Annotated in this window: 10 protein-coding genes; 9 read left to right on the top strand and 1 reads right to left on the bottom strand. The window is 59.6% G+C overall.

Annotated elements, in window-relative coordinates; genetic code table 11:
- Positions 1-4: 4 nt before the first annotated feature.
- Positions 5-676, top strand: a complete 672-nt coding sequence (locus FE783_RS31815; protein WP_138883437.1) for a TerC family protein — start codon at positions 5-7, stop codon at positions 674-676.
- Positions 677-746: 70 nt separating this feature from the next.
- Here FE783_RS31815 and FE783_RS37765 read toward each other — a convergent pair whose 3' ends face one another.
- Positions 747-1,586, bottom strand: a complete 840-nt coding sequence (locus FE783_RS37765; protein WP_158302156.1) for an alpha/beta hydrolase — start codon at positions 1,584-1,586, stop codon at positions 747-749.
- 183 nt (positions 1,587-1,769) lie between these two features.
- On the opposite strand from FE783_RS37765, the gene FE783_RS31805 reads away from it, so the two are divergent.
- From FE783_RS31805 to FE783_RS31770, 8 genes are all read left to right on the top strand, one after another.
- Positions 1,770-4,166, top strand: a complete 2,397-nt coding sequence (locus FE783_RS31805) for a DUF7408 domain-containing protein (RefSeq protein WP_158302155.1) — start codon at positions 1,770-1,772, stop codon at positions 4,164-4,166.
- Entirely contained in the window at positions 4,163-5,089 is a 927-nt protein-coding gene (locus FE783_RS31800) for an ABC transporter ATP-binding protein (RefSeq protein WP_138883434.1), read from the top strand. The genes FE783_RS31805 and FE783_RS31800 overlap by 4 nt, the downstream gene beginning before the upstream one ends.
- Positions 5,086-5,919, top strand: coding sequence for an ABC transporter permease (locus FE783_RS31795; protein ID WP_138883433.1), 834 nt, complete (start codon positions 5,086-5,088; stop codon positions 5,917-5,919). Before FE783_RS31800 ends, FE783_RS31795 begins: the two co-directional genes overlap by 4 nt.
- A 50-nt stretch (positions 5,920-5,969) precedes the next feature.
- Positions 5,970-7,694, top strand: a complete 1,725-nt coding sequence (locus tag FE783_RS31790) for a phage tail tape measure protein (RefSeq protein ID WP_138883432.1) — start codon at positions 5,970-5,972, stop codon at positions 7,692-7,694.
- A 33-nt stretch (positions 7,695-7,727) separates the two neighbouring features.
- Positions 7,728-8,717, top strand: a complete 990-nt coding sequence (locus FE783_RS31785) for an AAA family ATPase (protein ID WP_420799785.1) — start codon at positions 7,728-7,730, stop codon at positions 8,715-8,717.
- Positions 8,714-9,616 carry a DUF58 domain-containing protein gene (locus FE783_RS31780; RefSeq protein WP_138883431.1) on the top strand — a complete coding sequence of 301 codons (903 nt, stop codon included), beginning with the start codon at positions 8,714-8,716 and terminating at the stop codon, positions 9,614-9,616. Before FE783_RS31785 ends, FE783_RS31780 begins: the two co-directional genes overlap by 4 nt.
- A 40-nt stretch (positions 9,617-9,656) precedes the next feature.
- Positions 9,657-11,591, top strand: coding sequence for a vWA domain-containing protein (locus tag FE783_RS31775; protein ID WP_138883430.1), 1,935 nt, complete (start codon positions 9,657-9,659; stop codon positions 11,589-11,591).
- A partial coding sequence (locus FE783_RS31770; RefSeq protein ID WP_138883429.1) for a VWA domain-containing protein occupies positions 11,575-14,249 on the top strand: 2,675 nt, incomplete at its 3' end. The genes FE783_RS31775 and FE783_RS31770, both read left to right, overlap by 17 nt.

Raw genomic sequence — 14,249 nt, 5'->3', positions numbered from 1 at the left:
CGATATGTTGGATTGGGTGTTATTGTTTCTGCAAATTATGCTGATCAACATCGTACTTAGCGGGGACAATGCGGTCGTCATCGCGCTGGCGAGCAAAAACTTGCCGCTGCACCAACGAAAGCAGGCGATATGGTGGGGGGCGTTCGGCGCGATCGGACTCCGTCTCGTCTTGACCGTAGTAGCCGTCTACTTGCTCTCGGTGCCTTACATTCAGGCTGCGGGATCACTGCTTCTGCTGTGGATAGCGGTGAAGCTGCTTGCGGACGACGACAGTCATGCCAACGTCAAGCAAGCGTCGTCTCTCGGGAAGGCTATTTGGACGATCATCGTAGCCGACTTGGTCATGAGCCTCGACAACGTTCTGGCTATCGCGGCGAAAGCGCAAGGCAACATTACGGTTATTATCCTCGGGATCGGCCTCAGCGTACCGATCATTATTTGGGGCAGCACGCTCGTCATGAATTTGCTGCACAAGTTTCCGATTCTCGTATACGCAGGCGCGGGCATACTGGGCTATACCGCCGGCGAAATGTTCGTCAGCGACGAGAAGATGCAAAATTATGTGCTGCACCACAACGTAACGGCGCATTGGAGCATTCCGGTCGTTACGACGATATTTGTCATCATTGCAGGCTTTTTCTGGAAAAAGTCGCTCACGGCCGGCAAGGCTGCATAACGGGAATGAAGCTGAAAAAAATCAACCTCCGTATAAGGATGGTTGATTTTTTTGTTTTAGTCTGCAATAGTCAGCTGCTCAACCAGCGCGCCGTCTCCATGAAGGTACGTTCATTGGTGAGAATGCCGTCATGGTTCGATCCGGGGACGACGATCACTTCCGCCTTGTTGAGTTCGGCGAGGAAAGGGGCGTATCGGTCCGCGAGAAACTGCTCGTCTTCGCTGCCGACCAGCACGAGCGCGGGCTTCGTCAGTTTGCGCAGCGTCTTCCCGTACTTCGAGCCGAGTATGCGGGATGCCGCCATCCGGTAGCTCAGTTCGAGCGCCGCTCCGGGGTGTTTTTTTTCGTCCGGCCATTCGTTGCGCAGTACGGTCCAATGATTGAATAGACGGAACCCGATTCCGTTGAGCATTGTGAGCAGGACGATTTTGGGGATATCGACTTTGACTGTGGAGGTCGGGCCGCTTGGCTTATTAATGGGAGCACTGGGGTGAATGGCCGGGGCCAGAAGCAAATAGCCGTCGAACGCTTCGGCGTACGCCTTGTCCAGAGTACGGAGAGCCGTCGCCCCGCCGCCGGAATGTCCGGCCATAACAATCTTGGACCGGGGACGATCCCGCTTCACAACGGCTAGCAAATCTTCGATATCGTCATCCAACTGACCGACGTAGTCCACGTCTCCGCGTCGTTCTGGAGAAGGGCCGTATCCGCGCAGATCGGGAACGTAAACTTCGGCGAGTCCGCTCCCCGCTAAGTAAGAAGCGAACGGGTGCAAATATCGGCCGTCTTCGGATATGCCGTGCAGCAATATAACGGCGGTATCCGCATTCGATTCGTATTTCCTTGCGTAAAGCGTGCTACCGTTTCTTGCCGTGAAAGGCAGCAGCTCAGGTACTGGTAAATGATCCAACGGTTTAACCTCCCTATACGTGCATACATGAAGAAGAAATTCAGCGAATGCGGCCCAAATCCTCTTTGGCCGCAAAAAATACGACAAAAATCGAAGCGGACAAGACAACATCGATGTAACCTTTTGAAACGCGGCTCGTCTATAATGAGGGAGAACTGTTACGTAACGGAAAGGGGAACGGATGTGGAAATTCGGCGCAGCATGCGGGCAATGTGGGCCCGCTGGATCGGGATCGCGATGATATTCGCGATATGGGGCTCGGGACTGTCTCTGGTCGGGACCGGGAAGGCCCATGCCGTGAAACAACCGTTGGATATTGCCATTGAACACGGCTTCGACGGAAAAATGAAAGACGGGCGGTGGTTCCCGGTCAAGATGACGATAACGAACCCGGGAGACGATGTATCCGGCGATTTGACCGTACGGACAACCGGGGATAACGGGAAAAATATCGTATACGCCAAGCATGTCGACTTGCCGAAGCAGAGCACCAAGATCGTCTGGTTTACACTGCCCGGCGTCAATATGAACGCGACCAACAACGTCGTCACGTTCTATGACAAATCGGTCGACAAAGGCGAGCCGATTCCGTTCTCGCAGGGCAAAGTATCGATCGAGACAAGACCCGTTTCGCAGGAGACGCACCTGGTCGGTATTATGGCGCGAGACCCGGACACGCTCAATTTCTTGTCTTTATTGAATCAGAGAGGCAACCCGCTGCAGTTGACACCTCTCGCCATCGGCGATTTTCCTTGGGAATCTACCATGCTGGACGCCTTGGACGTGATCGCGTTCAACGATACGTCAACAGATGCATTGAAGCCGGAGCAAGTAAAGGAAATACAAGCTTGGGTCGAGCGGGGCGGAAGGCTCGTGCTGGCCGGAGGAGCGGGGTATGCGAAAACGGCTTCGGTATTCGAAGCCATATCTCCGGTGACGGCTGCCGGGACCGCTTCGGTCTCGGCCATGACGGAGTTCGTCCAGGCGACGGGGAAGGAGCTTGTCTTGAACGGCCCGTTTACGGTAGCCAAAGCGACGGTCAAATCGGGCGAAACGCTGTTCTCCGAAAACGGCATTCCGTTAGTCGCCAGCGCCCCGTATGGTCAAGGGGCGGTAACGTACGTCGCGTACGATCTCGCTCTCCAGCCGGTCGCGTCGTGGAGCGGCAACGCCGCGCTTTGGGAGCGCATCTTATTCGGTTCCGCAACGCCTTCGATCGGAGGCCCACGAATCGGTGCACAGAACGGCTTATGGGAGCTGAACAACGCACTGGAAGTGTTTCCCCAGCTTATTCCGCCGGCATACGGCATATTGACGCTGCTGTTTCTTGCCTATGCCATATTGGTCGCCCCGGCGATGTACTTCGTATTGAAAAAAATCGACAAGCGGGAGTGGGCGTGGTTCGCCATCCCGTCGGTCGCGATCGTGACGAGCTTGATCATCTATGGAATCGGGGCGTCCGGAAGAGGCTCGACGCTGGCTCAGACGATGGGCATCAACGAGCTGTCGGGGACGGGAACCGCGACGCGCATGGCCGCGTCCTCGGTATTCGTGCCGAGCGGAGGAAGCTACGAGCTGGAGTGGAGCGGCAAACGGAACATTTCGCCGCTGACGGTTAACGACGGACGCCAGCTGCAGCCCGGAGACGCGGACATGATCATCCGCTCCGAGGCCGACAAGACGGTAGCCGCATTCGCGCACGTTCCGTTCTGGTCCGTCCGCAAGGCGTTCGCCGCGCAAGAATCGGTGAACGATGCCGGCAAGTTCGATTACACGATCCGGTTCGACGCCTCCGGCGCGAAGGGCGAGGTTACCAACAATACGAAAAACGACTTGTATGAGGCGGGACTGATTTTCGGAGGCCAGTGGTACCGGTTGGGCGACATGAAGCCGGGCGAGAAGAAGCAGTTCCAAGCTTCGCTTGGCGGCTCAGTCGGGATGAAAGATCCCCAGTGGGGCAATCTCATTTTTCCGTATGCCGGCAATCAGGATATGATGCAGCGGGAGCGGTCTCTGCTGAACAGCTTCTCGCAGAGCAACTGGAACGGGCAGATGAACAGCCAACGGCTCGAGCCGTACATTCTCGGATTTGCCAAAACGAGCGGAAATGTATTCAAAATCGACGGCAAAGACGTCCAGTCCGAACGGATCGACTTGTATGTGCAGCAGATGAAGCCGGACTATTCCCAAGGCGGCAGCGTGTTTATTCCGGCAGGCGTTATCGTGCCGTTAACGGAATCTTCCAACGCGACGCATATGAGCTCCTATTATAACGGAGGCATCGAGATGGGAAGCGGCGAAATGACGCTTCTTTACAGGCTCCCCGACCGTACGGATTGGCGGTATGAGAAGGTGACGCTTGCGATGGCCGTTCAGCAGCAGTTCAAGATCGAGCTGTGGAACGAGAGAAAGCAGTCATGGAGCGTGCTGCAGGGCGCACAGGCCGAATTGAACGCCGATCAAATCAAGGAAGCGCTGACGGGCGGGAACGGAATCCGGCTGAAAGTAACGAACAGTCAAAACAACGGGCGGTTTACTTATCCGGCTCTGAGTGCGGAAGGGGCTGTAAAGAAGCAATGATCGAAATACGCGGGCTTACGAAAACATACGGCCAGTTTACGGCGCTGGACCGGCTCGATTTGTCGATTTCCAAAGGATGCGTGTTCGGCTTCGTCGGGCCGAACGGAGCGGGCAAATCGACCACCATGTCCATATTGGCCACGCTGCTTCTCCCGACGTCCGGAACGGCGAAGGTAGGCGGGTACGAGGTAACCGAGCATCCGAAGGAGGTACGCCGCCTGATCGGCTACATGCCGGATTTTTTCGGAGTATACGACAACTTCAAGACAACGGAGTATTTGGATTTTTACGGGGCCAGCTATGGGATTCCGAGAGCCGAACGGCTCAAGCTCATTCCGCAGCTGCTCGAGCTGGTCAACTTGAGCGACAAAACCGACTTTTATGTCGATTCGCTGTCGCGTGGGATGAAGCAGCGGCTATGTCTCGCGCGCAGTCTCGTTCACGACCCCGAGCTGCTCATTCTGGATGAACCGGCTTCCGGCCTCGATCCCCGCGCGCGGATTGAAATGCGGGAAATATTGAAGGAACTGAAATCGATGGGCAAGACGATCATTATCTCCTCGCACATATTGCCGGAGCTGGCGGAGATGGTGGACGAGATCGGGGTCATCGAGAACGGAGTGCTGCTTGCGCAAGGAAAAGTTACCGATATTCAGCAGCGGATGAGGGCGAATCGCGTGCTGCATCTGAGGCTGATGGACCGGGAGGCGGAGGCGGTCGCCTTCTTGAAGGAGCTGCCGCTCATCTCGCTTGTTCTCCACGACGAGTTGGGCATCCATATCCATTTCGGCGGCCGGGACGAAGAGCAGTGGGAGCTGCTCAAGCTGCTCGTCTCCGGGGGATATAAAGTATTGACATTCAATGAGGCGCAGACCGACCTGGAAGACGTCTTCCTGGAAATTACGAAGGGGGTGCGTACATGAGCTGGAAGCAGAAGTGGATCAATCCAGTGTTGGAGAAAGAATTCCGCCTGCGCATGCGCACGATCCGTTCTCCGCTCGCGCTGCTTGCTTATTTGGTCGTCATCGGCCTGCTCGCCCTCGGGTACATTTACTTGGAGATGCACAACCGGGGCAGCCGGGGATTTACGCCGGAGTCGAGCCGCATGCTGTTTTACTTCCTGAGCGGCGCGCAGCTCGTGCTCGTCTGTTTCATGGCTCCGGGCTTGACGGCCGGCGTCATCAGCGGAGAGCGGGAGAAGCAGACGCTCAACATCCTGCTCACTACGCAGCAAAGCTCGACGACCATTATCTTGAGCAAGCTGTTCTCCGCGCTGAGCTTCATGTTTCTTATCGTGTTCGCGACGCTGCCCGTTTACAGCATCGTATTTTTGTTCGGCGGAATATCGCCGGGCCAGCTGGTCGCCGTGTTCGGGTTTTATGTGCTCGTGATGATCGCGCTCGGCTCGCTCGGCGTCCTATTCTCGACGCTGCTGAAGAAAACGGTCGTGTCGCTGATCGTTACGTACGGGGTCGGCTTGTTTCTATACGTGTTTACCGGATTGGCCGCGATCTTCATTATGGGGGTAACGAACAATGCCGCCAGAGAACTATCGGGCATCCTGATCGGCATAAATCCGCTTGCCGCGATGATCAGCATATTCGAGCCGAATTTCTCGCAGGAGTTTTTCGGCGGAAGCTGGACCGGGATCAAGCTTTGGCATTTATTCGTTCCGTTTCATTTGATTTTGGCTGCGGTTGCGATGCTGCTGTCGATCCGGTTTTTGCGGCCGAGGCTGAAGAGGCATAGGTAATAGCCGAAATGCCCGTGCGGATCGGCACACTCTGAGAGGAGATGTATCCCATGCAAAATGATGGATTGCTTCGCCATATCGCCAAAGTGCGCAGACGGCTCCTACTGCTCCGCGTGGTCCGGCTCGGGCTGTCGGGGCTTGCGGCCGGAGCGGCTGCGGCTTGTGTGCTGGCAGCGATCGGGCGTTTCATCCCGGTTGCTTATTACCGTTATACGGCGATAGGCATAGCGGCTGCAGGGATGGTGGTCTGCCTTTTGTGGGCGGTGTATCGGAAGCCGGGCGACAAAGAAGCGGCACAGGCGATGGACCGTGTCGGCGGCTTGGAGGAGAGGATCGGCACGGCGCTCGCGCACCGGGATGCGGATACGCCAATTGCCCGGCTGCAGAGGGAGGAAGCGATCCGCTGCGCGGAGACGTTCGCCCGCGATGCAAGGAAACGGCTGCCGATGCCGAAAAATCCGAAGAAGCTCGGCTTGCTGGTAGGTTTGCTCGCCGTCATGACAGGGCTGCTCCTATGGCCCAATCCGATGGACGGCGTGATCGAGAAACGGCAAGCCGAGGACCGGTGGATCGAGGAGCAAGCCGATAAAGCGGAGCAAATGAAGGAAGAGCTCCAAGCGAAGAAGCTGCCGCCGCTGGAACTGCAGAAGCTCGAGCAGCAGTTGGGGAAGCTTGCGGAAGGGCTGCACGAGAGCGATACGGCGAAAGAAGCGCTGGACGAGATGGAGCGCGCGATGAATCGGCTGAAGGAGCTGGAGGAGCAGGCGAATAAGGAGCGGAAGCAGGCGGAGCAATGGGCCAAGCAGATGGAAGCGAGTCCGGCTCTGCAACAATTGGCGCGCAGCTTGGCCGGAATGAACCGCGAAGCGATGGACTCGGCGCTGCAAGGGCTGCGGGAGCAGGTCGCCCGCATGACGCCGGAGCAGAAGCAGCAGCTGGCCAAGGCGCTCGAGCAATTGGCGGAGACGGCGAAATCGCCGGATGAAGCGACCGAACGGAAGCTCAAGGAGTCGCTCGGCGGACTGGCGGACGAGGCTAAGGAAGCTGGCGGACTGAGCGAGGAGGCGACGAAGGCGCTGAGCGACGCGCTTGCCCAATCGATGGATGCTCAGGCGGCACAGATGATGTTGGCCCAGCAAGCGGGACAGCTCGGAGGGCAAATTGCGCAGGCCGGCTTGCAGGCCGCCCAGCAGATGATGGCGCAAGGCGGAGCTGTTTCGCCCGCATGGGGCGCGAACGGCATAGCCGCCGGCATGGCGTCGTCGGCGGCGGCCGGTCAGCCCGGCGGGCAGCAGCCGGGCAGCGGTGCCGCTCCGGGTCAAGGCGGAGCAGGCGCGCAGCCCGGGCAAGCCGGAGGAGCGGGCAGCGGCTCCGGCGCGGGAGCGGGCGCAGGCAGCGGTTCCGGCGCGGGTAGCGGAAGCGGCTCGGGAGCCGGCAGCGGTGCCGGGACGGGCTCCGGAAGCGGAGGCGCGGGCTCGGGAGCCGGCGGCTTGGCGGGCGGCACCGGGAACGGCTCGCGCGGACTGGTGAACACGCCGAGAACACAAATCGGAGGTGGCAATCCCGAATCCGATTCGGGACCTGTCCGAAGCGGCGGCGGCGACATCCTCCAAGGCGGTTCGGCTCCCGCGCTGGACGGCGCTTCGCGGCCGTATGAGGAAGTTTACTCGGAGTATGAGACCGAGGCAGCGCGTTCGCGTGCCCGATCGCAGCTTCCGCAAACGATGCAGCAGCTGGTGCGCGATTATTTTACCGAAATTCAGCCGAACCGGTAACGCTCGACCCACGAACGAATAGGAGGGGTTCACATGATGGAGTCCAAAGAGCAGCTGGAGCGGCAGCTCGCCGTAGTCGCGGCGGTGCGCGAACAGATCGGGCGCGTTATCGTCGGCCAAAAGGATATCGTCGAGCAAATGCTCTGGTGCTTGTTCGCGGGAGGACACGCTTTGCTGGAAGGCATCCCGGGCTTGGGGAAAACGATGCTCGTGCGAACGATTGCGGACGTCGTCGACCTCAGCTTCTCGCGCATCCAATTCACGCCGGATCTGATGCCGGCGGACATTACCGGAACGAACATTATTCAATTCGGCGGGCAAGGAGAGACGTCTTACCGTTTCCAGAGGGGACCTTTGTTCGGCCATCTCGTGCTCGCGGACGAAATAAACCGGGCGACGCCGAAAACCCAAAGCGCGCTGCTCGAGGCGATGCAGGAGAAAACCGTGACCGTTGGCGCGGAAACGCATAAGCTGCCGAAGCCCTTTTTCGTCCTGGCGACGCAAAATCCGCTTGAGAACGAAGGCACGTACCCGCTTCCGGAAGCGCAGCTGGACCGGTTTCTGGTGAAAATGATCGTGTCTTACCCAACGAAAGAGGAATTGAAGGAAATCGTGCTGCGCACGACTTCGCCTGCGACCATTCAAGCGTCGAAGGCGGCGGACGGCGAGGCGATCATCCAGATTCAGGAAACGGCGAAGCAAATGCTCGTGGCGGACGACGTGCTTGACTATGCGATCAGACTGCTCCTATCCACGCATCCGACCGAGCCGGACGCTCCGGAATCGGTGAAGCGCTACGTCCAATTCGGTTCCGGCCCGCGCGGCATTCAAGCGATCGTATCGCTCGCCAAAGTGCGCGCGTTCTGCGCCGGACGTCTGAACGTCTCGTTTCACGATGTGGAGCAGGTGGCGGTTCCGGCGCTGCGTCACCGCATTTTTCTTAATTTCGAAGGACAGGCGACGGGAATGTCGACGGACGGCATTTTGCGGGACGTACTGGCCGCCATGGAGAGCCGTCGATGAGCGCCGATCGTCTGGCTCTCGATTCGGAGACGCTGCTCCGGCTGGAGAGGATGACCGTTGCGGCGAAAAACCGGATTCGCGGTACGATGCAGGGCAAGCGCAAATCCCGTCAGACGGGAGCGTCGCTCGACTTCGCCGATTACCGGTTGTACGCTCCGGGCGACGATATACGCCAAATCGACTGGAACGCTTATGGAAGAAGCGGCAAGCCGTTCGTCAAGCTGTTTCATGACGAACGGGAGCTGCAGGTGAAGCTGTGGGTCGACGTGTCGGCTTCGATGAATACGGGCGGAGAGTCTGCCGGAGGCTGGAATAAGCTGCTTCATGCGAAGAGACTTGCCGCTTGCATCGGTTATATGGCGCTTGCCGGTTACGACCGGGTGAGCGCCGGCGTTTTCGGCGATCAAGTATGTGGAGTGCTGCCGGTCATGCGGGGCAAAGCGTCGGCCCGGCGGCTTTTCCGGTTTTTGGAGGAAGCCGGGCCGGAGACCGCTGGCGATATGGAGAAGGCGCTGACGCAGCCGGGGGCGCTTCCGAGGCTGCCCGGCATGACGTGGATCTTTTCCGACTTTTTGTATGAAACCGGAGTCAGGGAAACGTTGAATGTATGGCTTGCCGCAAGGCAGGAGGTCGTCGTCGTCCAGGTGCTGTCTCCGGAGGAGCTTCACCCGGGATACTCCGGGGATTTGAGGCTTGTCGATGTCGAGACCGGCACAGGTAAAGAAGTGGCGATGTCCGGCAAAGTGCTGAAAGCTTATAAGGAAGCGCTGGATGCTTATACCGGATCGCTTCGCGGCTTTTGTCACGAACGGGGGATCGCTTACGCGCTTGCGCCTACGAATGTGCCGGTTCTCGAGTGGATTGCGACGACGATGCGGCAAACCGGAGTGCTTCAATAAAGGCGGCGGCTTATGATCCGTCCGCGAGGAGGTGGTGGTCATGCATTTCGATTCGCTCGCGAGCTTATGGTTCGGCTTATCGCTCCCGGCCATCGTGCTGCTGTACTTGTTCAAGCGCAAATACGTCGACACGCGCGTGTCGAGCCATCTGCTCTGGAATCGCGTACTGAAAGATATGGAGGCGAACCGGCCTTGGCAGAAGCTGCGCAATCGGCTGCTCATGATCGTTCAGCTTCTCGCGGCGGCATTGCTCGTGCTTGCTCTGATGCAGCCGTGGCTGTCATCGCAGCGGACGGCGAAAGCCCATGTCGTCATCGTACTGGACCGATCGGCCAGTATGACGTCCGGCATCGTCTCGCCGGATGGAACTGCGGAGAGCCGGTTCGAGCGGGCAAAAAGGATGATCGGGGACTTCGCGGAAAACGAAGCGTCGGACAGCGCGATCACGCTGCTAGGCATGGGCGAGCAGGCGGAGGTGCTGCTGTCGCGCGAAACCGACCCGGCCAAATTGCGCGAAACGTTGGCCCGCATCCAGCCCGCGTACGGAAAAACGGCCTATATGGAAGCGATGTCTCTCGCCGCCGCGTTGACGCGCAGCGACCCGGAGTCTGAAATAAGGCTGTTCACGGACGGGCAGTTCACCGAGCCGGTGTCGGGCCTGACGTTTGCAGTGCCGGTAACGGTGGAGCGTGTCGAGTCGGCTGGCGCGGCGCAAAGCGGAAACGTAAGCGTGACCCAGTTCGGCGTGAAGAGCGCCGGGGGGGCCGCCGGTTCGGTTACCGCGGTCGCGTCCCTCAAAAACTGGGGGGATACGCCCAAGCAAGCCGAAGTTGCCTTATATGCCGGCGGCAAGCTGGCGGAGGTGCGTACCGTTCCGGTGGAGCCCGGCAAGCAAGCCTCCGTCTATTTCGACCGGCTGGAATCGGCGGATTGGTACAAGCTCGATATCGGAAAAGGCGACTCCATGATGGCGGACAACGTTTCGTATGCCTTTCTCGAGGGCGACCGTCCGAGAAACGTTTTGCTGATCGGGAAGGGCAATCTGTTTTTGGAAAAAGCGCTTCAGCTCGCCGGGGCGGAAGTGACCAAATTGGACCCGGATGGGGCCGCGGCGTGGTTGAGTTCGCAAAAAACGGGCAACGGTCCGGACGTTGTCGCGGTCGATTCCGTGACGGATTCGGTTCTTGCCTCCGCGGAGTGGAGCAAATGGCTGGCCTCCAAGCCGGTGCTGTATATCCGTTCCGGTTATGCGGGGAAAGAAACGGCGGTTCCGGCGGCCCCCTATTCGATCGAGGAGCATCCGGTCACCCGTTATTTGAAGCTGATGGATACCCACGTCGCTTCCGTACTGCAGCCGGACCGTATCGGGTGGGGGAAGCCGATCGTCTCGGCTAAGGACGTTCCGCTTCTGTATGCCGGATCGGAGAACGGACAGCCCCGCCTGTTGATCGCATTTTCGCTTCAGCAGAGCGATTTGCCCTTGCGAACGGAGTTTCCCGTGCTCGTGCAAAACGCCTTGGGGTGGTTGACCGCGGCACAAGGAGGAAGCCTGGGCAGGGCGGTCGCGGGCGAGCGCAAGGAGATCGCCGTTGCCCCTGCCGCCGCGGCCGCGAAATGGATAAACGCCGAAGGTGGACAAACGGTTTCGGAGGCGGAGAAGGCGTCCGGAATCGTTTCTTCCGTCCAGACGGTCCCTTTGCAGCCGGGGCTTTACAAGCTGGAGGAAAAAGACGAGGCGGGCCAAACGGTTCAAGTTCGATGGCTTGGGGTTGCCGCCGACTCCCGGGAATCCGGTACCGGCCAAACGGAGCTGAAATTTGCGCAGGCTTCGCCGTCTGACGGCGAAGCGGGATCGGGGGAGCAGGCCGGAGAACGTCAGGGCGCACCGCTTGCGCTGTGGCGATGGATCGTAGTGCTTGTCCTGGCGGTTGTCGTATGGGAATGGGGGGTGTACCGTCGTGGGACTTCAGTTTGAATCGGCGCTCGTTCTTCTGCTGCTCGCGCCTGCGGCCGTATACGTCGCATGGATATGGAGGACCGCCTCCCGGCTCGCCGGCTGGCGCAGAAGGATAGCCGTCGGACTGCGCGCTTTGGTGCTGCTGACGCTCATCTTATCGCTAGCCGGCTTGCAAAGCTATGCCACGATCGAACGTAAAGCGATCGTATTCGTGGCCGACCGGTCGGACAGCATGACGGACGCTGCCGGGCTCGAGACTTGGATCCGCCAGACGGCCGCGGCCAAATCGGAGGATGATGCGGCGGGCGTCGTATCGGCCGGTCTCGATGCGGCGGTCGAGAAAAATCCCGACGGCTCCGACATTCAATCGTTTTCGTTCAGCAGCAAAGTGAACACGCAGTTCACCCGTTTGGACGAAGCTTTGCAGCTCGCCGGAACGATGATGCCGGAAGACGCTTCGCCACGAATCGTGCTGCTGTCGGACGGACGGGAAAATGTGGGCGACATGCTCCGGCAGGGCAAGCTGCTGCGGGACAAAGGCATACCGGTCGATGTCGTTCCGCTGCCATCCAAGGAGCGCAAGGATGCTTCGGTGGATACATTGCGCTTGCCGGAGAAGCTGTATCAGGCGGAGCAGTACTCGCTCGAGGTGGCGGTGTCCAGCACGTTCGCCACCACCGCGGAGCTGCGCATTTATGAGGACAACCGCGAAATTTCGAGCCAGCAGGTGATGCTGGACAAAGGCCAGAACCGGTTTGCGCTGCGGGGCTTGGCCAAGGAGCAGGGGCTTCACCGGTATCGGGCGGAGCTGTACGCGAACGGCGACGAAGTGTCGGCCAACAATGCCGCCTACTCGTTCAGCCGCGTGTCCGGCCCTCCCAAAGTGCTGCTCGTGGAAGGCAGCGAAGGGGCCGCGAAAAATTTGGCCGGCGTTCTCGATTCCGGCCTAATCCCTTACGATCTGCTCACACCCGAAGTCCTCCCGGTCGAATTGACTGATTATTCGGCCTATGATTCGATCGTGCTCGCCAACGTCGCGGCGACCCGCCTATCCGAGAAGCGGATGCTGATGATCGAGCAGGCGGTCCGGGATTACGGCGTCGGGCTCGTCATGACCGGCGGCGAAGACAGCTTCGGGCTGGGAGGTTATTTCAAGACGCCGATCGAACGGGCGCTGCCGGTATATATGGATTTGCGCGGCAAACGGGAAATTCCTTCTCTCGCTCTTATGCTCGTGATCGACAAATCGGGCAGCATGGCGGGAGACAAAATTCAACTGGCGCAGGAGGCCGCATCGCGCACGATCCAGCTGATGCGGGAAAAAGATACGATCGGCGTGCTGGCCTTCGATTCTTCTCCGTGGTGGGTCGTCGAGCCGCAGCTGCTGAAAGATCCGAAGAAGGTGACCGAGCAAGTCAACTCGATTACGGCCGATGGCGGAACGGAAATTTATTCGGCGGTCGATCAAGCTTACGCCAAGCTGCGTAATGTAGAAGCCCAGCGCAAGCATATCATACTGCTCACGGACGGACAGTCCTCGACGAATCAAAGCTACGAGACGCTCGCCGCAAACATGACGAAGGACAACATTACGCTTTCGTCGGTGGCGATCGGAGACGGCGCGGACACTCAGCTGCTCGAACGGCTCGCGCAGCTCGCGAAAGGCAGATACTACTTCACGAACGACCAGAGCACGGTCCCGGCCATCTTCAGCCGGGAAGCCGTTCTCATCTCGCGCACCTACATCGTCGACCAGCCGTTCGTACCGGCGGTCGGTCAGGCGGCGGAATGGAATGAAATGTTCGCCGGCGGAGCTCCCCGGATCAACGCTTATATCGCTACAACGCCGAAGGAAACGGCGGAAGTGGCGCTGACGAGTCCCGAGCCCGATCCGCTTCTGGCCCGCTGGCAGTACGGGGCCGGCAAAGCGGTTGCTTGGACGAGCGATCTGTCGGGCAAATGGTCGGGAGATTGGACCCGCTGGGACCGGTTCCAGGACGTATTCAGCCGGATCGTCAAATGGACGTTTCCGCAATTTCAGTCTTCACCGTTCGAGCTGACCAGCCGTTTGAACGGCAGCACCGCGACGCTGGACGTCGCCAGCGGCGGGGACGGATACGGAGGCGATTTGAAGGCAGTCGTAACGGACGAAAGCTTGAAGCAAACGGAAGTGACGCTGGAACCGACGGTTCCCGGGCAATACACCGGGCAGGTGGATATTGCGAAGCCCGGCGTCTATTTGACGAATATTACCGCAGTCGGGGGCGATGCCGAGTCGGGTAAATCAGCAGGCGTTACGACCGGCTTCGTCATTCCGTACTCGCCGGAATACCGTATCGGTGCGGATGACGGCGGGCAGAAGCTGAAGCAGCTGGCGGAGCTTACCGGCGGCCGCGTACTTGCGGTCGATAAGCCGGAGGAAGCGTTTGGGGGCGAGACGGTGCCGAAGAAGCGCGTCCGCGATTTGTCCCGCGTCCTGCTCATGGCCGCGCTCGCGCTCTGGCTCGCGGACATCGCCGTGCGCCGCCTCCACGTGCCGTGGCAGCGGCTCGCCGCCGCCGCGCTCGCGCCCTTGCGCAGCGGCCGCCGTTCGTCGCGCGGCGACTCCGGCTCCGCCACGCTCGAGCGGCTCCGCTCCCGCGTCGCGGCCCGCGGGCAGCCGCCCGCCGATGCGCC

The sequence above is a fragment of the Paenibacillus mesophilus genome (assembly GCF_005938385.1).
GTDB classification, from domain to species: Bacteria; Bacillota; Bacilli; order Paenibacillales; family NBRC-103111; genus Paenibacillus_AB; species Paenibacillus_AB mesophilus.
The sequence above is the reverse complement of the archived record's forward strand: the minus strand, read 5'-3'. Positions and strand labels throughout refer to the sequence as shown.

What these genes read in the sequence shown, in the direction of transcription:
- FE783_RS31815 (WP_138883437.1), top strand. Translation starts at nt 5, where the DNA reads ATGTTGGATTGGGTGTTATTGTTTCTGCAAATTATGCTGATCAACATC.
- FE783_RS31800 (WP_138883434.1), top strand. Translation starts at nt 4,163, where the DNA reads ATGATCGAAATACGCGGGCTTACGAAAACATACGGCCAGTTTACGGCG.
- FE783_RS31795 (WP_138883433.1), top strand. Translation starts at nt 5,086, where the DNA reads ATGAGCTGGAAGCAGAAGTGGATCAATCCAGTGTTGGAGAAAGAATTC.
- FE783_RS31790 (WP_138883432.1), top strand. Translation starts at nt 5,970, where the DNA reads ATGCAAAATGATGGATTGCTTCGCCATATCGCCAAAGTGCGCAGACGG.
- FE783_RS31785 (WP_420799785.1), top strand. Translation starts at nt 7,728, where the DNA reads ATGATGGAGTCCAAAGAGCAGCTGGAGCGGCAGCTCGCCGTAGTCGCG.
- FE783_RS31780 (WP_138883431.1), top strand. Translation starts at nt 8,714, where the DNA reads ATGAGCGCCGATCGTCTGGCTCTCGATTCGGAGACGCTGCTCCGGCTG.
- FE783_RS31775 (WP_138883430.1), top strand. Translation starts at nt 9,657, where the DNA reads ATGCATTTCGATTCGCTCGCGAGCTTATGGTTCGGCTTATCGCTCCCG.